Source organism: Tunturiibacter empetritectus (assembly GCF_014201375.1).
In the GTDB taxonomy this organism is placed as follows: domain Bacteria; phylum Acidobacteriota; class Terriglobia; order Terriglobales; family Acidobacteriaceae; genus Edaphobacter; species Edaphobacter lichenicola_D.
The window spans coordinates 64,142-86,105 of record NZ_JACHDZ010000009.1 but is presented as its reverse complement, the minus strand read 5'-3'; the positions used below and the strand labels follow the sequence as shown (position 1 = coordinate 86,105).

The following is a 21,964-nucleotide window of genomic DNA, read 5'->3' as shown; positions in this document are numbered from 1 at the left end:
GGTGTCGCCCTGACTCTCGCATGTCCGCTATGCCGACTGTTCCGCCAAGTGACGAGAAGTGCATTTCTCGTTACTTAATCAGATCATCTGCTCATCTGACAGTCAGTTCAGTCGCTCCAACTCATGGAAGTCTGCTCCAGTGAACAGACTCATCTCCTCGGTTGTTTTGTTTGTTAGACTACGATCGACGCGGCCATAGTAGGTGCGTTTGAGGTCGTCCCAGTGAATGCGAATCTTCGCCGCACTACCCTGGCCGTTGGCGTCGCATTGTTGCTTGTCAGCGGCGCTGCCCTCGGTCAAGCTCCCATTGCTACCACGGCGCAGGGCAAAGCCGCAGGCAAGGTGATCCACAACGGATCACGAAAGGCGTTCCTCGGTCTGCCGTATGCGGCACCGCCGACCGGCGGCCTGCGTTGGAAGGCCCCGCGGCCTGCGCTGTCGTGGCAGGGGGTTCGCGACGCCACGAAATTCGGCGCGCGCTGCGAACAGTGGCACGTCTGGGACGACTACATCTTTCAGGACTCCGGACCATCAGAAGATTGCTTGTTTGTGAATGTATACGCGCCTGTCAAAGCCAAGCCCGCAAGCAAGCTACCGGTGATGGTCTGGATTCACGGCGGTGGTTTTATAGCCGGCGCGGGTTCTGAGCCGCGCTACTCGGACTCGACGCTAGTGGACCAGGGCGTGGTGCTGGTGACCCTGAACTACCGGCTCGGCGTCTTCGGTTTTCTTGCTACGGATGACCTTGCCGCAGAGAACAGTGGTCACGCCGGCAACTACGGCCTGATGGACATGGTGGCCGCGCTCGAATGGGTGCAGGCAAACATCGGTGCCTTCGGCGGAGACGCGAACAACGTCACCATTTTCGGCGAAAGTGCGGGCTCGTTCGCAGTGAGCACATTGACGGTTGTGCCCAGTGCTCGGGGCCTGTTCCACAAGGTGATCGGCGAGAGCGGCGCTTTGTTCAACGGTGCCATTCCCATGGGGAGCCTTGCAGAACGGGGCAAACGGGATCAGGCTTGGGCTGAAAGTACCGGAGCGAGGACGCTGGCTGAGTTGCGCGCTCTTCCGGTAGATAAGATTTTGGATGCAGCGAAAAACAGCAAGGGCGTCGGCTTCTCCCCCGTGATGGACGGCCAGTTTCTTCCGCAGTCGGCGCCAGACGCGTACGCTGCCGGTCAGCAGGCGCACGTGCCCGCCATCATTGGTTGGAATCGAGAAGAACGGACGGGAACGCTGAGCAAGGACATGACCGCAGAGAAGTGGAAAGCCTACGCAACGGAACATTACGGTGTTCGTGCGAATGAGTTTTTATCGGCGTTCCCGGGCGACACGGATGAGCAGGCGATCCGCTCTGCGGACGTCTTGACGACGGCGCAGTTCATTGGACTAGCCACCTGGCGGTGGGCAGAAGCGGATGCTTCGACGGGAAAGGTGCCGCTGTACCGCTACAGCTTCGACGAGCCCTCGCCGCCGGAACGTCTACACCCCGTCCCGAAAGCATTTCATTCCGCGGAGTTGGAGTATGTCTTCGGAACGTTGGATGTGCGGCAGGGAGCGACTTGGAAGCCGGAAGACCGCGTGCTGAGCCAGCAGATGATTAGCTATTGGACAAACTTCGCAAAGACCGGCGACCCCAACGGCAAGGGCTTGCCCGAGTGGCCACGCTATGACACGGAGCGCGCCATCATACATCTGGACAAAACCATTACGGCCAGTCCTGATGCGAACCGTGCCAAGTATCAATACCTGTCAACGGCGGAAGCAGGTCTTCTCCTTCGTGAACCCTCACGATAGATCGCTATTGGAATCCCACCAACGGGCACCGTGCTTGCGAGTTCCTTCACTGCAACCGAATCTTAGTTAGCAGGGTTTGTCTTGAAAAGTCGGCTTCTGTTTATGAATGCGGTTGGATGGAAAAACGGGGTTAGCAGAGAAGTGCCGTCGATTCAGTTTGCGGCAGTAACGTAGCAATAGAAAAAACCTTGGCCGCGCAAGACGCTTAGCCCAGGAAAATCCTGTCAAGCCCCAAAAACACGAAAAGCCGCGCCAGTCCGGCTCTTTCGCGTGGCGTGTGAGTTACCCTCAAACCGCTACAATAGAAGTATGAATAAAGAGGAGCCCCGGCGAATACCGGGGCTTCGTGCATTTAATCCCATAACCCTTTTGTTTGCACGAATCTGCAAGCAACCCATTTATTATGAATTATTTGACGACCATGACTCCGCGCAAAGCTATGATAACAAGCAGCTTACGCGCGGGCAATAGGAGGGGGGACCCCACCTACTTTAACGCAGGAGCTACCTGATCGAGATCCAGATTTAGCATCAACACATTCACCCGCGGCTCTCCGAGAAACCCAAGCTGACGCCCCTCGGTATGCTGCGCCACCAACCGACGAACAGTATCCTCGCTCATGTGCCGCTCCCTGGCAACGCGGGCCACCTGAAACTCCGCACCCGCCGGCGTAACGTGAGGATCCAGCCCCGATCCAGAAGCCGTGACGAGATCAATCGGCACGTTCGTTCCGGGATGATCGACCTGCAACGCCGCCACATCCCCAGCCACCCGGTCGACCAGCTTCTTGTTCGTCGGTCCAAGATTCGATCCACTCGAGTTGGCAGCATCATATCCATTGCCCGCCTCCGAAGGCCGCGAGTGAAAGTACTGCGGAGCCGTAAACAACTGGCCTATAAGACGCGAGCCTACCAGCTGCCCACCCTGGTAAAGAAGCTGCCCGTTAGCCTTGTCATGGAACAGCACCTGCGCCAGTCCAGTAACAACGAACGGATAGATCAGACCAAACAGAACAGTAGTAACAACGGTGTAAAGCACAGCGGTGATCACATTGCGACGCATAGAAATTCCTCAGGCCAGATGAATGGCAGTGATGATGATGTCGATGAGCTTGATACCAAGAAAAGGAGCAACCAGCCCGCCGAATCCGTAGATAAACAGATTGCGCTGCAACAACGCCTCCGCCGACATCGCCTTATAACCAACGCCCCTCAGCGCCAGCGGAATCAGCCCAACAATGATCAACGCATTGAAGATCACCGCCGAGAGAATCGCAGACTGTGGTGTCTTCAGGTGCATAATATTCAGCGCACTCAACACCGGAAACGTAGCAGCAAACATCGCCGGAATAATCGCAAAGTACTTCGCAACGTCATTCGCGATCGAGAACGTCGTCAGCGCACCACGTGTCATCAGCAGCTGCTTGCCGATCTCCACAATCTCGATCAGCTTCGTCGGGTTCGAGTCGAGGTCGACCATATTCCCCGCCTCCTTCGCCGCCTGTGTGCCCGTGTTCATCGCAACACCTACGTCAGCCTGCGCCAGCGCAGGAGCATCATTGGTTCCATCGCCCGTCATCGCGACCAGCTTGCCCTCAGCCTGCTCCCGGCGAATCAGGTCCATCTTGTCCTTCGGCTTAGCCTCCGCCAGAAAATCGTCAACACCGGCCTCACGCGCAATCGCCGCCGCGGTCAGCGGATTGTCGCCGGTAATCATGATCGTGCGAATCCCCATCGAACGAAGCTGCGCGAACCGCTCCTTCATCCCGCCCTTCACAATATCCTTCAGATGGATCACGCCCAGCGCCTGCCTATTCTCAGCCACCACCAGCGGCGTCCCCCCACTGCGAGCAACCGTCTCAACCGCCGCACGAACCTCGTTCGGTAAACTTCCGCCATTCTCCTTCAAAAATGCGGCAATCGCATCGGTCGAACCCTTCCGAATAATCCGCCCATCGAGGTTTACGCCCGACATCCTCGTCACCGCGCTGAACGGCACAAACTCCGCCTGCAACTCGCTCAACTCACGCCCGCGAAGACCGTACAACTCCTTGGCCAACACAACGATGCTGCGCCCTTCCGGCGTCTCATCCGGAAGCGACGACAACTGCGCCGCATCCGCAAGCTGATCCTTGCTTACTCCAGGCGCAGGAATAAACTCCGCAGCCTGACGATTGCCCAGCGTAATCGTCCCCGTCTTGTCCAGCAGAAGCGTATTCACATCACCCGCCGCTTCCACCGCGCGGCCAGACATCGCCAGCACATTATGCTGCACCAGACGATCCATCCCAGCAATCCCAATCGCCGAAAGCAGCCCGCCAATCGTAGTCGGAATCAGGCACACCAACAACGAGATCAGCACGAACACCGTCTGCGGCGCAGTCGAGTAGATTGCGATCGGCTGCAACGTCACCACAGCCAGCAGGAAGATGATCGTCAATCCCGCAAGCAGGATATTCAGAGCGATCTCATTCGGAGTCTTCTGCCGCTCCGCGCCTTCCACCAGCGCAATCATGCGATCCAGAAACGTCTCCCCAGGGTTAGACGTGATCTTCACCTTGATCTGATCCGACAAACACCGCGTTCCACCAGTCACCGCGGACCGATCGCCGCCAGCCTCACGAATCACCGGAGCAGACTCCCCCGTGATCGCCGACTCATCCACCGAAGCAACGCCCTCGATCACTTCGCCATCACCGGGAATCATGTTGCCGGCGATAACGACAACGTGATCCCCCGCCCTAAGATCCGAGCTGGGGACCTCCTCCGTGCTCCCGTCCATGCGAAGCCGCACCGCAGTCGTCTCCGACTTCGCACGCCGCAGCGCATCCGCCTGGGCCTTGCCGCGGCCCTCCGCCATCGCTTCAGCAAAGTTTGCGAATAGTACGGTGAACCAGAGCCACAACGTAATCTGCAGATCAAATTGAAACGAGCCGCGATGCGAGAGACTATCGCGAAGCAGATAGATCGTAGTAATCACGCTGCCGATCTCAACAACGAACATGACCGGATTCTTCATCATCGTGCGCGGGCTCAGCTTGACTAATGCGTCGACCAGCGCGCGGCGTACGATTTTACTGTCCCATAAGGAGCGTTTGCGAGTGTTTGCCATGGTTATCTGTTTTCTCTGGACTAGAAGCTTTTGCCAGCGTGCATCATCAAGTGCTCAAGAATAGGACCGAGCGAGATAGCGGGAAAGAAAGTAAGCGCACCAACGATAAGAACAACGCCCACCAAAAGCACCGTGAATAACGGTGTATGCACAGGGAAAGTTCCTGGCGACGGAGGAACCAGCTTCTTCTTCGCCAGACTACCTGCAATGGCCAGCATCGGAACGATCATCAAAAACCGGCCGATCAACATCGCTGCGGCCAATGACAAGTTGTACCAATGCGTATTCGCATTTATTCCCGCAAAACCAGAGCCGTTATTGCCAGTCGCTGAGGTGTAAGCGTATAGAATCTCCGAAAGGCCATGCGGTCCGTTGTTTGCTAAGGAAGAGAGCCCAAGTTGCGGCATCATCAACGACACCGCGGAAAATCCTAAGATCGACAACGGAAAGATCAGCACGTACAGCATCGCCATCTTCACGTCATACGATTCAATCTTTTTCCCGAGATATTCAGGCGTTCGCCCAACCATCAGCCCAGCGATAAATACCGCCAGCACAACAAAGATCAACATCCCATAGAGCCCAGCTCCGACGCCCCCGAAGATCACCTCGCCCAGCATGATGTTGACCATCGGAACCAGCCCACCCAGTGGCATAAAGGAATCGTGCATCGAGTTCACCGCACCGCAGCTTGCATCCGTTGTCACTGTCGCAAACAATGCAGAGTTGGCAATACCGAACCGTACTTCCTTGCCTTCCATATTGCCGCCGGACTGCATCGTCGAAACATGCTGATCCACTGAGTGGAGGAGTGGATTCGCCTGCGCCTCCGCGTAGTACGCCACAAAGACACCGACAAGAAAGAGCGCAGCCATCGCAGCAAAGACTGCCCAGCCATGCTTAGGCGCTCGCGTCATTCGCCCCAATGTCACTGTCAGCCCAGCAGGGATCAGAAAAATCGAGAACATCTGCATCAGATTAGAAAGAGGCGTTGGATTCTCGAACGGGTGCGCGCTGTTCGTATTGAAGAACCCTCCACCATTTGTCCCTAGCATCTTGATCGCCTCTTGAGAAGCAACCGGACCCTGCGCGATGCTCTGCGTCGTCACAGTCTGTGTCGTCGTCTTGCCATCAGAGCCTGTCACAGTTGTCGTCTGCGCCTGCACGAGCTTTGCCTGATCGTAGGGACGAAAGTTCTGCACGACGCCTTGCGAGACCAGCAGAAGCGCATAGATCAGACAACCCGGAAGCAGGACCCACAACGACGCGCGCGTTGCATCAACCCAGAAATTTCCCAGCGTCTTCGACTCACGTCGCGAAATACCCCGGATCAGTGCAACCGCCAACGCCATTCCAACGGCCGCCGAGAAGAAGTTATGGTAAGCAAGGGTGAGCATCTGGGTGAGATAGCTCATCGTCGTCTCAGGCACATAGGACTGCCAGTTGGTATTCGTCGAAAAAGACGCCGCCGTGTTCAACGCAAGATCAGGAGCTACCGATGCGAGGTGCTGAGGATTGAGGGGCAGCCACTGCTGCAGCCGCTCTATCGCATACGTTGCCAGCATAGAGACCAGACTGAAGAGCAACATGACAACCGCATATTCGGTCCAAGCCATCTCATGCGTTTCATCGATGCCCGTCAGGCGATAGACGAGCCGCTCCAGCGGACGAAAGATAACATCCGCCCAGGTGTGTTCGCGCTCGAAGACACGAGCCATGTACAAACCCAGTGGTTTTGCACATACCAATACCAATGCAAAAAAGAAGAAAACCTGAAACCAGCCATTCGCGGTCATGATAACTACTTCCTCTTAAAACTTTTCGGGGCGCAGCAGCGCATAAACCAGATAGATCAGTAACAGCACGGTTACCAGGCCAAGCAGCAGTGTCTCGATCATCCCAGCTTCTCCTTCATCCCCAACCGTTCACATCCTGTCGTGTAGCCAATCGCAATCAGAAAAAACAAAACACTGGCAGCGACACATCCCAAATCCCACATAATCCTGCCTCCAACTGAAGCCACCGCACGCATATCCGTCGCCAGGAGATCGATCAGGTCTTCGGCACACCATGAAAGCTTCCACGCTCCCGCGTCATCCACCATTCAAGCAGCCGGCACGTAAAGAAGACGTAGAAAGGCCATAAAGAAGTCGTATGAGCCGTGAGGGCAACAACAAGCAAGGTCTTTGACTGCATCTGTTCGCGCTTCGGACTTGACCTGCAGTCACCGATTCAGCGCAAGTCATACAAAGAGATCTACGATCTAAGACCGTAACCTCGACGTGTTGATTGCTGCAAATTGGATCGGGCTTGCGGCGCGCTAAGTTTGCGCTTGAGCTCGAGCGCTTGCAAGAAGGTTGGCATCAAGCCGTCGTTGTGCTCTTCCGCTCAGCTCAACCACGGATTGGGATCGGAATCCTTATACGACGAGAGAGAGCTAGCTGTAGAGGCATCGAAGGATTGCCACACGCGAGATCAACCGTTCAATCGGATTCGCCTTCTATTTCTGCCGTTATCGCCCAGGCCATTGTTCCTTCAGCTTCAAATGCTCCCGCAAAAGATCATCAACATCGCCGACCTTCTCCGTCAGCATATTCAGTTTGCTCGACAGATTCTGAATCTCGGACTCAGCACGAAGATTCACATCGTAGTCCAACTCACCGCGCACCCGGTCTTTCGTGTCCTGACGATTCTGACTCATCATAATAACTGGGGCCTGGATGGCGGCCAGCATCGATAGAAACAGATTGAGCAAAATAAACGGATAGGGGTCCCACGCTCTGCCCTTCAGAACAATGTTCACCGAAGCATAAACCAGGAGCACAGCTCCGAATAAGATAATGAAGGTCCAAGACCCGCCGAATCGCGCCACCGTGTCGGCGATCCGGTCTCCAAAGCTCATCTCCTCTTCGATCACGTCATTCGAATTGCGACTGGCTCGAAGCCGCACAAGCTCCTGGGACGCATGAAATTGACGGCTCACCACGGTTAGCATGTCCATCCCCGCCATAGGCTTCTGCTTCAGCAGCGCGGCGATATCGTCGCGGCTCACTTCAACGCAGGTCGTCTCCTCCATCGCCAGTGCCGTGGTCTGATGGGGTATATCCTCCAGCATCGATGCAAAGCCAAAGAACTCGCCATCACGCGGCTCATCCACCAGCACCTCCTGATGATCGCGATCCACCGTCGTTACCCGCACCGTGCCAGACATCATCACGTAGGCATGTTTTCCAGGTTCGCCCAGCTTGTAGATGCGTTGGCGTGCAGCGAATTTTTTGATCTCAACCTGTGCCGCCAGCACCGCTATCTCTTCCTCGTCAAGCAGTGCAAAGAGAGGAATCTGCCTCAGCTCTTCCGCTTTACAAGCCATCATTCACCTCGTTCTGATCCTGTGCTATTTTGCACGGCGAACGAGCGTTTGGCATCCCCCTTTCCTTCCACCATTGTTAAAAGAGCAATACAGAACCGGAGAAGCAGGGAACCCTCGAACCAGGGCTATCCGGCAAGCGGCAACCGAAGGTCGGCCCTGCACCCCGTGTAGCCGTCCGTACGGTTAGCCAACTGCACCGATCCCCGATGCGCCTGCGCAATCTGTTGCGCGAGAACCAGGCCGATTCCTGTCCCCCCCGGCTTGGTTGTATAAAACGGAACAAACAGATTGCCCGCGTTCGTCAACCCAGGACCGTTGTCCACCACCCCAATCACAACCTCCGAGCCAACTGTCGCCCAAACGATCTCCACATGGGGATCAACTCCACCCGCGTGATCTGGGCTAAGCGCAGCATCGGCCGCGTTGCGAACCAGATTAATCAGCGCCTGTTCAATATGGTCGGCATCCACCTGCACAACAACTTCTGCCGCACCCTCCACCGTCACTGCAACCCGCCTCTCCAGCAAGGCCGCCCGTTGCGCCAAAGTCGCCACAGAGACCGGAGCCAACCGCGGCGCCGGCAGACCCATCAACTGACGGTACGCCTGCAGAAACCGGTTCAACGACTCGGAGCGATTCTCGATAACCTCGAGGCCCCTCTCAAAGTCAGCGGTCTCGCCAGATGCGCTCTCCAAAGCTGCAAGTCGGCCACGCAGACTCCCCGCAATCGACTTGATGGGAGTCAGCGAATTATTGATCTCGTGTCCCAGAACGCGAATCAACCTCTCCCACGCAAGCCGCTCCTCCTCCCGCAAAGCAGCGCTCACATCCGACAGCACAAACAACGTATGCGGCACACCGCGCAGCCGGAAGCCAGTCCTCTTCACCACCCACCGCACCGACTGTTGCCCACTGCCCAGCGACATCACCTCTTCATCCGCTACATCAAGCAGCTGGTCCAGCTTCAACTCCACAGCCGAGTGCCCGAGCGCCGTCCGAACCTGCAACCCAAACGCCCGCTCCCCTGCCGCGTTCAGCAACTTCAATCGACCCTCAGGATCAAACGCCAGCACCGGCGACTGCATCGACTCCATAACGCGCTCCACCAGCGCCATCGCCTCTAACGCGCTTGCACGTTGCCCCTGCAGCATTCCCGCGAGTCGATTGATCTCAAGCGCCAGATCCCCCATGGCGTCGTTTCTCTGGCCTCCTCGAGCCCGGAAAGAAAAGTCATCCTCCCGCAACGCAGCCACGACATTCGCCAGCGTCTGCAGCGGCCGAACGATCTGCTCCATCAAAACCGAGACCGCGAAGATCCATCCCAGCGCCAGGCCCAGCAGAACAATACTCTGCAGAAGAACATCCACCGAATGATGCCGCAACAGAAGCCAGCACAGCACCAGCATCGGCAGCCCGGGGAGGCAAAGCCAAAGGCGCAGTCTCTTTTCAAAACTCACCCGCCGCGCCGATCGCCCCAGCGGCATGCGGGTCAGCCTCGTGCTGCCGCCGGATCTCTTCCCGTCTGGATCTTCAGAGACCATATTTTTCGATGCGGCGATAAAGCGCTCCTCTGCTCAATCCAAGCGCATCGGCCGCATGGCTCACATTACCACCTGCACGGGCAAGCGCCTTGCGAATCAGAATCGCCTCCACCGCCTCGAGGCTCATATCGTCCATGCTCTGCGCCGAGCCCCGCTGTTGCGTATTCAATCCCAGATCCGCAGGTTCAATCAACGTCCCTCGAGCCATCAAGACCGCGCGTTCAATCGTATGATCCAGCTCACGCACGTTGCCCGGCCAGCCATACTGCAACATCATCTGAAGCGCAGTCGGCTCCAGGCCCTGAATCTGTCTTCGATATCGTTCAGCGTATCGCGCCATAAAGTGCCCCGCCAACGCCGGAATATCCTCACGCCGCTCCCGCAACGGCGGCAGACTGATCTCGACCGTGTTCAACCGAAACAGCAGATCTTCCCGAAAGCGTCCCGCCGCGCACTCCGCTCGCAGATCCGCATTGGTCGCAGAGAGCATGCGCACATCCACCTTCTGCGTCTTCGAAGAACCTACCCGCTCCAGTTCACCGGTCTCCAGCACGCGCAGCAGCTTCGCCTGCTGCCGCACCGGAATATTCGCAATCTCATCGAGAAAAAGCGTCCCGCCGCTTGCCAATTCGAATCGCCCGATACGGTCCGTTCGAGCATCGGTAAACGCTCCCTTCACATGGCCAAACAACTCGCTCTCGAAGGTTCCCTCAGGCAGCGCGCCAGTATTCACAGCCACCAGCGTTCGCTCCACACGCGAGGACAAGCGATGCAGCGTCTGCGCCACAACCTCTTTCCCCGTGCCATGCTCCCCGGTAATCAACACATTCGCGTCCGACGGACCCACCCGCGCCATCGTCTCCAGCACTGGCCGCATCGAAGCCGCAGCAGCGATGAAGTCCGGCGCACCCGGAGCACGCAGGATGCGATTCTCCGCCTCCAGCCACCGCATCTTTTTCTGACTCCGATGCAGCTCCATCTGCGTCCGCAGAATACTCAGCAACCGCGCATTCTCCCATGGCTTCTGAATGAAGTCTCCCGCACCACGGCGCATCGCCTCCACCGCAAGATCGATATTGCCCCACGCCGTCATCACCACCACCGGCAGCTGCGCGTCGATCTCCTTCACTCGAGTCACGAGATCCAAACCCTCCTGGCCCGAGGTCGTATCCCTCGTGTAGTTCAGATCGATCAACACGCCGTCGAAGCTCTCATGCGCGAGCGCGTCCAGCACCAGCGCCGGCGTTCGCACCATCTCCAACTGGTACCCCTCCGGCTTCAGCAGCAGTCGCAGCGCCTCCAGAATATGCGGCTGGTCGTCTGCAATCAGGAGCCTGCACGACGCCTCCGCATCTTCCGCACCCGACTCCTTCTTATCAATCCGCTCCGCCAACATGGTGACCTGCTTCTGCGCGCTACTGCCCGCTCGGGGCTATACCCGTCTTCGCCGATTCTATCGAAATATCGTTTGCTTCTAAGGTCGAGCCGACAGCGCGATCCACTTCAATCTTAGCCTTTTGATACGCCGTCATCGCTGCAACCAGCGTAGACTCCGCCGCCGCCAGATCACGCCGTGCAGTAAGAGTCTGATAGTTCGACCCCGCGCCCAGCTCCTGTTCCTTGGCAGTTATGTCGAAGGTCTTCTGTGCCAGGTCGCGTCCTTTGCGCGCAGAAACCACCCGCGCCTCACTCTGCTCCAGCGCATATTGCGCGTTTCGAACCTCGATCCGAATCTGTTTCTTCAACTGCTCCAACCGCAACTCAGACTGTCTCGTCTCCAATTCCGCGCGATACTGGTCCGACTTCGCCACTCGATTTCGCAGAGGAATATTAACCGTCAACCCAACATAATAATCAGGAGCGCTGTTATTGAAAGCAGTCTGCAACGCTCCGGCAAAGTCCAGGGGCTTAGTTGAGATGGTGCCCGACGCAGGGTTTTGCAACCCGGCCAGCCCCGAGCCGCCATAGTATGCCGTCAACGCAACCGTAGGCAGCAAAGCATTACGCGCCGCATCCCGGCTCAGCCGTCTGTTCTCTAGATCAATATCAGACTCCCCCAACTCCAGCCGATCTTTCAGCGCCCGCGCCGCCATATCTTCAGTCGGACCCTGCGGAGTCGCGTCCGTCATCGTGCTCTGATCCGTCGGCCGCACCGGCATCGCCTCCAGAATCGGATCGTCCAGATTTTTCGTCAGCGCGTTCTTAATCAGCAACTCCTGAAACTGCAACGTCGTCTTCGCAATCGTCAAATCCTGCTCGCGGCTAGCCTCCTCTGCCTCGTCTTTCATCACATCCATCGCAGGAATCGCTTGTAGCGCAAGCTGCTTGCGCCCACTCTCCAGCGCCTGACGGGCAAACTCGAGCGAACGGCTCTTGACGCCTTCATCTTCGTATGCGGCCACCAGATCCCAGTACATATTCGCAATCTGGGTCACCGTCGTCACGACTTGCAACTTGAACGCCTCATCCGAAATTCGCTGATTGTTTTTGGCGATTCTCAGAAACCGCAGGTTCGGTCCAAGGCCGAAGCCTGCAAGCAGCTGCTGTTGTATTGCGAAGTGATAGTACGAGTTCAGCGTCGGGACGAGAAAGCTCTCCGGGCTGTTTGTGGTTCCGCGACTGTTATCGAAGACCGCCGAGATCGAAGTTCCCGTAGGAAAAGCCTGCGCATACCCAACATTTCCCGTCGTCGTATTCTGCTGCAGCTGCGGAACTCCATAGACGATCGTATTCGACAACGGCTCCGCATAGTGCTCAATACTGAACGTCCCTGTGAGCGCGGGATCATAGGAGGACACAGTCGTACCTGCACCAAGCGTCGAGGAAACAAGGCCCGATGCACCCGAACCCGCACCGCCAGCGCCTCCCGATGTGCCACCAGCGCCGGCCCCGCTCGATCCTGAACCAAAGCCGCCTACACCTCCCCCGGGCGTATTCTGCACCACACCGGTGTTGACTCCACGAAACGAGCCGCCCGCCTGCGTACGCAAAACGTCCGCAGCAGCAATCGGAATGTTGTATCGAGCGATCGCAATGTCAAGATTGTTCTCCAACGCCAGGGAGATCGCATCCTTCAAACTCAACTCAAGAATTCCGTCCTTCACCAGCGCGTCAATCCGTGGCGAGTTCGCTAGATTCGGCTTCGGCACAAGCGTTGCCCGGTACGTATTCAGCGGGTTATCAGAGTGCGGAATATCCAGCCGCAACGCAGGTTGCGCCGGCGCCGGTGTCTGAGCCACCATAGCCTGCTGCACCTGCGCCAGCAAAGGCGCCTCCAACAACACAACCAGGCCGAAGCACCGAAGCAGTGAACTTCCTTTCACGCTCGCACCCCCGCCCCTTCAGCTGCTACAAGTCCCGCCGTATCCCGAGAAAGCCATCCATCTCGCAACTCAATCGTCCGCGTGCCATACTCTGCATTCGTCTCCGAATGCGTCACCTGCACCACAGTCGTTCCTTCTTCATTCAATCTGCGAAACAACTGCATAATCTCCTTGGCCTGCTCCGAATGCAGGTTGCCCGTCGGTTCATCGGCCAGCAAAAGATCCGGCTTGTGAATGACTGCCCGCGCAATGCCCACCAACTGCTGTTGTCCGCCAGAGAGCTGGTTCGGGAACAGATCCTTCTTGCCTACAATGTTGAATCGGTCCAACGTATCCGCAACAAGAGCCTGCCGCTCCGGCTTCGGAATATCTTTGTATGACAAAGGCAGATCGATATTCTCCGCCACCGTCAGATCGTCCAGGAGGTGGTAGCTCTGAAACACCATCCCAATTCGTCGCCGCGCCAGTTCAGCCCTCTGTTTGCGGTTCATCGCATGAACGGCATCGCCGGCAAAGTAAAACTCTCCCCTCCACTGATCGTCCAGCATCGCCAGCACATTCAACAGCGAAGACTTTCCCGCGCCGGACGGACCCATCACGGTTACAAATTCACCTTCACGGATGGTGAGATTGATTCGTCGCAGCACCCACGTCTCGGTGTGACCCGTCTTATAACTCCGCTCCAGCTGTTTCAACTCAATCATTCTTCACTCCATCCACAAACTTCCGTTGGTTCAAATCGCGATAGCCGCGTCTCTCTGCTATTCAGCCCTCAATGCTTTGACCGGATCAGTCGAAGCCGCACGCCGCGCCGGGATCAACCCCGCAACACAAGCAGAAACGATCAGCACCACAACTGCTCCCGCAAGGACGAGAGGATCCTGTCCGCCCGTTCCATACAGTTGCGTCTTTAGAAAGCGCACGCACAGCAACGCAACAGGCAACCCGATCGCAAGCCCAATCCCCGCCTGCAGCATGGCCTCACGCAACACCATGCTCACCACGCTGCCGCGTCCCGCGCCAAGCGCCATCCGTATCCCAATCTCAGGCATTCGCCGCACAACGGTATAAGCCGTCACGCCATACAGACCAACCGAAGCCAGCACCAGCGCCAGCACGCCAAACATCAACGTCAACCGCGCAATCAACTTCTCCTGGCTGAACTGGCCCTCAATCTGACTGCCAAAGGTGTTGTAGTTAACCACTGTCAGATTCGGATTGATATTCGCAAGTGTCCGGCGCACCTGCACCTCCAAACCATCCGATGGCCCTCTCATCTTCAGCATAACCGCCCCCGCGAAGAGCGACCGCACATCCAGATTGTCCGACAGTGGAGCATGCTGTATAAACGGCCGGAAGTACATCGCCCGAACCGCCTCACGCGGATTCATATACTTCACATCCGACACCACGCCGACGATCTCTATCTCCCCCGCGCTCTTCACACCATCCAGACCGAAGTGAACGCCAATCGGATCTTCACCATTCGGAAAAAACTTCTTCACGAAAGTCTCATTCACAACAGCCACCATCGGCGCAGTCCCGGTATCTTGATCCGTAATTCCGCGCCCACGTAAAATCTTTTGTCCGATCACCTGGAAGAAATCCGGCGTCACACGATCCCACGACGCACCGACATGATCGTTCCGCCCAGGCTCAGGCCGCCCCTGTATCGTTACGCCCTCGCCCCAGTTGTCTCCTTCGAGCGGAGTGTAAAGCGACAACCCCACTCGTTCAACTCCCGGCAGCGCTCGGAAGCGATCCAGTATCTCTCCATAGAGAGCCTGCAACTGGTCCGGCTTATAACCCGCATTATCGGGACTGATATGGATCACCACCCTATTCTCAGTCTGCAATCCAAAGTTCTGATGCTCGAGCTTATTCAAGCTTCTCGTCAGAAGACCGGCCCCCACTAACAACACCAGCGACAGAGCCGCCTGCGTCACCACCAACGACCGCTGCAGCAAAGAAGCGCTGTCCCGCGTCGACCGATTCGTGCCACGCAAAGACACCGCAGGCTCTGAGTGAGAGGTAATCCACGCCGGCGCGATCCCAAAGATCAACCCAGTCAGCAGTGACAACCCAAACGCAAATCCCAGCATCGGCAACGAAGGAGTCGCGTGAATCGGCAGACCGGTGGCATGGGGAAACGCTAGCGTCAACAACATCTTCGTCCCCGCATACGCCACCGCAAGTCCAGCCACACCCCCCAGGCACGCCAGCACCACACTCTCAGTTAGCATCTGGCGAATAATTCTCTTTCGTGCCGCACCGAGCGCCATACGAATCGAGGTCTCTGCCCGCCGCGCCATCCCACGCACCAAAACCAGGTTCGCAATATTCGCGCAGGCAATCAGCAGCACCAGACCGGATATCCCCATCAGAAGCTGCAATCCGCTTCTGTACTCCGTCTGCATATTCGCAATCCCAACCCCACCCGGCGTCAAAACCAGATGTGTCTTCGGCAGCGCCTTCTTTCCGTCCGCACTCTGGTACGCCTTTAGCGGAACCAGCCAGTCCCGCAACAGCCCGCTCATCTTCTCTTGCAGCCGTCCGATCTGCGTACCAGGCTTCACGCGGCCAAGGACATAGAGCCAGCTCGCTTCCGGACGATTCAGCAACGCGCCCGGATCGAGAATCGGCTCCATCGTCAACGGAAGAAAAAAATCCGGCGGCGTATCGCTCATCCGATCCCCATAGAAAGAAGGTGGCGTGATCCCCACCACAGTCACAGGATGCGTATTCAATTGGAACGTGCTGCCCACCACGGAGGGGTCCATCGCGTAATCACGCTGCCAGGCCCCGTAGCTCAGCACCGCAGCCATCGGCGCTCCCGCCACATCGTCAGAGGGCAGCAGAAGTCTTCCCGCATAAGGCTGAAGGCCGAAGGTTTCAAAGTAGTTCCCCGAAACAAACTCACTGGAGGAGGCCTTCGACAAGCTGTTGCTCGATCCCCGCCGCGCTGTCAGAGCACCTTGACCTATCCCCGCCTGCATCGCCGCCAGTTGCTCAAACTCAGAAGTGCTATCGCGCAAGTGCCGATACAAATCGTAGGAAAACAGGGAGTAGTCTTCGTTCTCGGGCCGCCCTCCCATCACGCAGCAATCATCTTTATCGCCCAGACGCACCAGCGCCTTCGGATCGCTCACAGGCAGATTCTGCAGCAGCACCGCATGCACCAGCGTAAAGATCGCGGCGTTCGCGCCGATCCCAAGCGCAAGCGTCAGAACCGCCGTCAAAGTAAATCCCGGCGCCTTTCGCAACTGTCGCAGTGCATACCTGACATCCTGCATCAACCCGTTCATCCCTAGCTCCATTCCATTCGATTGCGCCACGTCCAAACGGCAACTTCACGAATCAGCGCCTTCGTTGTTGCACCTTGGCGGCCAGAAAACCAACCTCTGCCTTTTGCTCGAAGCCGTAAAACGCCTCATCGAGTAACATCACTCGCGACAGCAGAGCGGCACACACTCGCTCCGACCTCGCCGCTCCGACCTCTCGCTAAAGGCTCTCAACCCACTCGCTCGCCGCACACAATCTGCGTTGCGCCTGGCCGATCGCCTTCATCGTTGAAACCACCGTCCGCACTACCTTCCACTCCGTCTGCGCCGCGGCCCGCAGCGTCGTCCTCTGGCATGCCGGCTGTCTCCCTGTCCGCACACTCGCCACCACGCCTAGCGCAGCAACGTTCAACGCGACGCCAAGCAAAACCACCGGCACCACGTTAGCCGTCGTTCCCGACATCCCAATCGCCTCGCACATCTGCCTAAGAAACAGACGCATGTCCTCGATCAGTGCCATCATCCCTCTACCTCCGCTAACAGCCGATTCAGCTCACCCTCCGCCACTACCTTGCCGTCAAACAGATGCACCTGCCGCTCCGCATGTGCCGCAAACCGCGGATCGTGCGTCACCATGCAGATCGTCGCGCCCTCTGCATGCAACTCCTGCAGCAGCTTCATCACAGCCTCGCCATTCTTCGAATCAAGATTCCCCGTAGGCTCATCGGCCAGCAGAATCGACGGCGAACCCGCCAGCGCTCTCGCCACCGCCACCCTCTGCTGCTGACCACCCGACAACTGCGCAGGATAGTGCCGCATCCGGTGCGCCATATTCACGCGCTCCAGCGAATCCTGCACCCTCTTCTTCCTCTCCGTCGCCGGCATCCCCGCGCGATAGGTCAGCGGCAGTTCCACATTCTCCGCAACCGTCAGATCGCCAATCAGATTGAAGCTCTGAAAGATAAACCCAATCTCCTGGTTCCGAATCCGCGAGCGATCCGCGAAGTTCAGGTTGGCGACTTCCTTGCCGTTCAGCGTGTACCGTCCGCCCGTTGGCGTATCCAGCAACCCGATGATCGACAGCAGCGTAGACTTCCCGCACCCCGACGGCCCGGACATCGCCACATACTCCCCGCGATTGATATTCAAATGCACACCCGACAGCGCATGCGTCTCAATCTCGTCCGTATAAAAAATCTTCTTCAAGTCCTCAATCTGAATCATCGTGTCCGTCGCCATTCCTGCTCTCCTTTATCCCGGCCGTCGCCTGGGCTCTGTCTAGTTCAAGCGAATTCGATCCGTGTTATCCCACCGGCTCATGTCCGACAGAATCACCGTATCGCCTTCCTGCAATCCTTCCAGCACCTGAATGCTGTTTACCGAGGCCCGCCCAACCTTCACCGGAACCCTCACCGCCGTCTTCCCATCCGGTCCCAGCTTGAACAAACTAATCGTGCTGTTCTCATTCCCAAACGCCGGACGTCCCACATACAGCACATCCGTCATGCGATCCAGATCGATCGTTCCGTCAACACTCAAGTCCGGTCGAGCGCCCTGCGGCAGAGCGCCAGCGAGTTCTACGTCAACCGTCACCGTTCCGTTCAATACCGCCGGATCAATTCGCGTCACCTTGCCATTGATCACGCCGTTGTGCGTATCAACCTCCGCCGGCTGCCCAATCTGAATATCGCGTGCCTGCGTCTCCGCAATCTTCAAACTCGCCTTCAGCTGGTCCGGCTGCACCACCTTCGCCAGCGTCGTCCCAGGAGCCACATGCTCGCCCACCTGATGCGGCAACTCCACCAGCACACCACTGATCCCCGCCCGCACACTCAACGCATCCAGCTGCTTCTGCTTCAAACCAAGCAGCGCCTTCGCCTGATCCACCTTGGTCTGCTGCACCGCAAGCTGCGTCTCGATCGCCTTCTCATTCAACGTAAGCCGCTGCTTCTCAAGATCGTTCCGTGTCGTCAGCTCATCGGCCTTGCCCTTCGATGCACTGTAGGTCAACCCGCTGATCACGCCCAGATCAAACAACGACTTATCCGTCTGCGCCTGCAGCTGAGCCTGATTATGATCGGCTCCCACCGTCGCCGCCGCGGCCTTCTGATCCATCAAATCGCTCTGCACCTTCGCGCGCGTATTGATGTAGTCCGCCTCTGCGCCCTTCATCTGCAGCTGCGCGTCCAGCAACTCCTGCTGCAGCTGCGGATCGACCAGGTCCATCAGAATCGTGTCCGGCTCAACCTTCGCGCCCGGCAGCACACGAATCCTCACCACCGTCGCTTCGGTCTCCGAGGGAATCAGCCGAATCTTGTCCTCCCGCGGAACCAGCGAACCCGGCCCGCGCACCTGCCGCAGCAACGGCCCGCGCTTCACTGTGTCGGTCCACACCGTAGCCCGATCGACCTCAGGCGCCGCAGGCTTCAACCGCGTCACAAAAAAACCAATCGCCGCAAGCACCACCACGGCGCAGCCACCTGCGATCCACTGCCGACGCATCTTCTTCTGCTTTATATCTGGTCTGGAGATATCCATTGCGCGATGTCTAGTAGCAAGCGCAAGGCCATCCTCCATCAAATGCTTTCAATCACTTAGAGCACATCGCACAACACCCCACGTCCGCAATCGAAACAAACTGTCCATTATCGAACAGGGATTTCCGTACTAGCCAAGCACACTCACGCTGTCGGCGATATCTTCAAAGCCTCCAACATCTTCGGCGTAATCCGCTGCCGCAACTTGAAAAACTGCTTCCACGGATCGCGACTCAACCGCCCGCGCCACTGCTCGAACTCCGCAACACGAACAACAGTCCGTTCCGCCGACTTCAGCTCACTCCAGTCAAGCGGCAGCGAAACCGCAGCCCCCGCGCGCGCCCGAGGAGAGAATGCCGCCACCGCCGTCGCGCCACGTTCATTCCGCAGGTAGTCCAGAAAGATCCTGTCCTTCCGCGCCGCCTTGCTCATCTTCGTCAGATATTGGCCCGGCTGATCCTTCTCCATCTTCAACACAAACGCATGGGCAAACTGCTTGATCACCACCCAGTCATACTCAGGCTCAAACGGAATCACCACATGCAGCCCCTTGCCCCCCGTGCTCTTCAAAAAGCTCTCCAACCCAAGCTCCGCAAGCTCTCTACGAACCTCCCCAGCGCTCTCAGCCAGCCTCGGCCACGCAATCGCAGCATCCGGATCAAGATCGATGATGATCCGATCCGGGTGCTCAAGATCATCATTGCGCGATCCCCACGGATGCACCTCCAGCACACCCATCTGCGCAAGCCCCGCCAGCGCCTCCGCCGTAGAGAGCGTAATGTACGGCTCCATCTCCCCCGTCTTCTTGTCCGGCACATTCACCGCCGTGATCCCCGGAGGCACCATCGCGTTCACATGCTTTTGATAAAAACACGGCTTCTCGCTCCCATCCGGACAACGCACCAGCGACACCGGACGGCCCTCGATATACGGCAACATATGCGACGCAATCGCCCAGTAATAATCAGCCAGCTGCTGCTTGGTAAGCTGCGTCTCCACATCCAAAACCTTCTCAGGATGCGTCAACCGCACCGGCGCATGCTCCAAGCCCGCCTTCGTCGAATCCTGCGCAGCAGCCGCCTTCGCAGCAACCGCTTTCCGAGTAGCCGCTTTCGCAGCAGCCGCCTCTGCAGAAGCAGTCTTCGCCGCAATCGCTACAGACGCAGTATGCGAAGCGCTCTTCGTTCCCCGCACCCTGGCCGCAACGGTCAGCTCCTCTCGTCGAACCTCGTTCGCAGGCTTATCCTCTCGCAGCCCTTTGAACGAAGACTGCCGCACCAGATTGTCCGCAGTCCACGTCGCAAAGTTCACCTGCGCCACCAGCTCCGGCCTCACCCAGTTCGCTCCCCGACGCGCCTCAGCCGGAGGATTCTCAAACGGATTCTCCTTCTCCCGCAGCTCTTCCAACTGATTGCGCAGCACACGATGAGTCTTCTCCGTAAAGCCGGTGCCAGTCCGGCCTGCATAGATCAGCTTCCCGCCATCGTAGTACCCCAGCAGCAAAGCCCCAACCCCGTGGCTCCCATTCGAAGGCAGAGTAAACCCGCCGATCACGAACTCCTGCTCATGAACGCACTTCATCTTCAGCCAGCTTCCACCCCTCCCGCTCGAGTATTTGCTGGCAGCGCGCTTCGAGACGATCCCCTCAACATGCATCTCGCAAGCCTTTTCAAAGATCACCCTGCCATCCGACTCCAAATGTTCATTGAAACGCAGAAACCCGTCCTCGCCCTCCAGAAGCGTGGCAAGCAGCGCCTTTCGCCCAACCAGAGGAAGCCCCCGCAGGTTGTGCCCGTTCAGATGAAGCAGATCAAACGCAAAGTAACTAAGCGGCTTCTTCACTCCCTCCTGAAACGCCGCCTGCAGATCCGCAAAGCTCGTAGTACCGTTCTCTGCCAGCACCACAACTTCGCCATCAAGAATCACCCGCTCCACCGGCAACTCTCCCACCAGAGCCGCAATCGTCTTCATCCGATGAGTCCAATCGAGCCCCGTCCGCGTCAGCAGCTGAACCCTGTCACCATCCTTGCGAGCCTGAATGCGATAGCCATCCAGCTTCAACTCATGCAGCCATCCCGCCCCACTAGGCGGCGTCGTAGCCTGCAACGCCAGCTCTGGCGTAATAAACTCCGGAAGTCGTTCCTTCGGCGCACCCGCCGGCACCTTCAACTCCCTGGCAACACCCTTCGCCTTGCGAGCCTCCACGCTCTTACCAGAAGACGCCTTATCCGCAGATACCGCCTCAGGCGCGACTTTCTCCGCAACAACCTCCCTCGCACCCACAGCCCCAGCGTCCTTTCGATACCACGCATTCCCCCGTGCCGTCTCCTTTGAGTTCCAAACGTGATCTTCACTCCGCGCAATCTCCTCGAGACTCCGCCCCGTCACCACGCTATTTGGCTCCGCGTCCGTTACGGCTGCCTCCCCCTGCGTCCGCTCGAAGTCATCATGCTCTTTAATCAGCAACCAGTTCGGCTTACTCTCATTCGCGGCCTTCCCCCCCATGCGAATCAGCGCCCACTTCCCCTTCATCTTCGTCCCATGCAGGATGAACTTCAGCGACCCAGTACGCAGCCCCTCATCCACATCGGTGTGTCCCGCCTGCGGCTCCCACGTCCCCTGGTCCCACACCATCACCGTGCCGCCGCCGTACTGGCCCTTCGGAATAATCCCCTCAAAGCCCCCATAGTCGATCGGATGATCTTCGACCTGCACCGCCAGCCGTTTATCTGCCGTGACGTAACTCGGCCCCTTCGCCACCGCCCAGCTCTTCAATACCCCGTTCCACCCAAGCCGAAAATCATAGTGCAGCCGCGTAGCCGCATGCTTCTGAATCACGAACGGCAGAGGCTGATCATTAAAAAACTTCTTCTTCGCCGACCCGCTAGGCTCCCCCGTAACCTGAAAGTCCCGCATCGAGCGATAGAGTCCAAGCTGCTCATCCACGGCGTCCGCAGCCGACACCGCAGGCTTCGTCTTGGCTATCTTCTTCGTAGCCATAGCA

At 57.8% G+C, this 21,964-nt stretch carries 16 protein-coding genes; 1 reads left to right on the top strand and 15 read right to left on the bottom strand.

Going from position 1 to position 21,964, the window contains the following annotated elements:
* Nucleotides 1-222 precede the first annotated feature (222 nt).
* Nucleotides 223-1,797, top strand: a complete 1,575-nt coding sequence (locus HDF10_RS19845; RefSeq protein ID WP_183816572.1) for a carboxylesterase/lipase family protein — start codon at nt 223-225, stop codon at nt 1,795-1,797.
* A gap of 486 nt (nt 1,798-2,283) precedes the next feature.
* Here HDF10_RS19845 and kdpC read toward each other — a convergent pair whose 3' ends face one another.
* The 15 genes from kdpC to ligD all read right to left on the bottom strand — a co-directional run bounded on the left by kdpC (nt 2,284) and on the right by ligD (nt 21,960).
* Nucleotides 2,284-2,859: a potassium-transporting ATPase subunit KdpC gene (gene kdpC, locus HDF10_RS19840; RefSeq protein WP_183816571.1), complete on the bottom strand. Its 576-nt coding sequence runs from the start codon at nt 2,857-2,859 to the stop codon at nt 2,284-2,286.
* Between the two features lie 9 nt (nt 2,860-2,868).
* Nucleotides 2,869-4,908, bottom strand: coding sequence for a potassium-transporting ATPase subunit KdpB (gene kdpB, locus HDF10_RS19835; protein ID WP_183816569.1), 2,040 nt, complete (start codon nt 4,906-4,908; stop codon nt 2,869-2,871).
* A 20-nt stretch (nt 4,909-4,928) separates the two neighbouring features.
* Nucleotides 4,929-6,704 (bottom strand): potassium-transporting ATPase subunit KdpA, encoded by a 1,776-nt coding sequence (gene kdpA, locus HDF10_RS19830; RefSeq protein WP_183816567.1) that lies wholly within the window; start codon nt 6,702-6,704, stop codon nt 4,929-4,931.
* A gap of 15 nt (nt 6,705-6,719) precedes the next feature.
* Complete coding sequence (gene kdpF, locus HDF10_RS21505) at nt 6,720-6,806, bottom strand: K(+)-transporting ATPase subunit F (RefSeq protein WP_179583160.1); 87 nt, start codon at nt 6,804-6,806, stop codon at nt 6,720-6,722.
* A complete protein-coding gene (locus HDF10_RS19820; protein ID WP_183816601.1) occupies nt 6,803-7,012 on the bottom strand; it encodes a hypothetical protein in 210 nt (69 codons plus the stop codon). The genes kdpF and HDF10_RS19820 overlap by 4 nt, the downstream gene beginning before the upstream one ends.
* A gap of 408 nt (nt 7,013-7,420) precedes the next feature.
* The gene (locus tag HDF10_RS19815; protein WP_183816565.1) at nt 7,421-8,278 is read right to left on the bottom strand and encodes a DUF1003 domain-containing protein; all 858 of its coding nucleotides are present in this window, start codon (nt 8,276-8,278) and stop codon (nt 7,421-7,423) included.
* 125 nt (nt 8,279-8,403) lie between these two features.
* Nucleotides 8,404-9,762, bottom strand: coding sequence for a sensor histidine kinase (locus tag HDF10_RS19810; RefSeq protein WP_183816563.1), 1,359 nt, complete (start codon nt 9,760-9,762; stop codon nt 8,404-8,406).
* A 46-nt stretch (nt 9,763-9,808) separates the two neighbouring features.
* Entirely contained in the window at nt 9,809-11,215 is a 1,407-nt protein-coding gene (locus HDF10_RS19805; RefSeq protein ID WP_183816561.1) for a sigma-54-dependent transcriptional regulator, read from the bottom strand.
* A gap of 19 nt (nt 11,216-11,234) precedes the next feature.
* Complete coding sequence (locus HDF10_RS19800) at nt 11,235-13,142, bottom strand: TolC family protein (protein WP_311732836.1); 1,908 nt, start codon at nt 13,140-13,142, stop codon at nt 11,235-11,237.
* A complete protein-coding gene (locus HDF10_RS19795; protein WP_183816559.1) occupies nt 13,139-13,846 on the bottom strand; it encodes an ABC transporter ATP-binding protein in 708 nt (235 codons plus the stop codon). The genes HDF10_RS19800 and HDF10_RS19795 overlap by 4 nt, the downstream gene beginning before the upstream one ends.
* A 57-nt stretch (nt 13,847-13,903) precedes the next feature.
* Nucleotides 13,904-16,447 carry an ABC transporter permease gene (locus HDF10_RS19790; protein WP_260178036.1) on the bottom strand — a complete coding sequence of 848 codons (2,544 nt, stop codon included), beginning with the start codon at nt 16,445-16,447 and terminating at the stop codon, nt 13,904-13,906.
* Between the two features lie 196 nt (nt 16,448-16,643).
* Nucleotides 16,644-16,946, bottom strand: coding sequence for a hypothetical protein (locus tag HDF10_RS19785; RefSeq protein WP_183816557.1), 303 nt, complete (start codon nt 16,944-16,946; stop codon nt 16,644-16,646).
* Nucleotides 16,943-17,662 (bottom strand): ABC transporter ATP-binding protein, encoded by a 720-nt coding sequence (locus HDF10_RS19780; RefSeq protein WP_183816555.1) that lies wholly within the window; start codon nt 17,660-17,662, stop codon nt 16,943-16,945. The genes HDF10_RS19785 and HDF10_RS19780 overlap by 4 nt, the downstream gene beginning before the upstream one ends.
* A 39-nt stretch (nt 17,663-17,701) precedes the next feature.
* The gene (locus tag HDF10_RS19775) at nt 17,702-18,961 is read right to left on the bottom strand and encodes an efflux RND transporter periplasmic adaptor subunit (RefSeq protein ID WP_183816553.1); all 1,260 of its coding nucleotides are present in this window, start codon (nt 18,959-18,961) and stop codon (nt 17,702-17,704) included.
* A 143-nt stretch (nt 18,962-19,104) separates the two neighbouring features.
* Entirely contained in the window at nt 19,105-21,960 is a 2,856-nt protein-coding gene (ligD, locus tag HDF10_RS19770; protein WP_183816551.1) for a DNA ligase D, read from the bottom strand.
* Between the last annotated feature and the right edge of the window lie 4 nt (nt 21,961-21,964).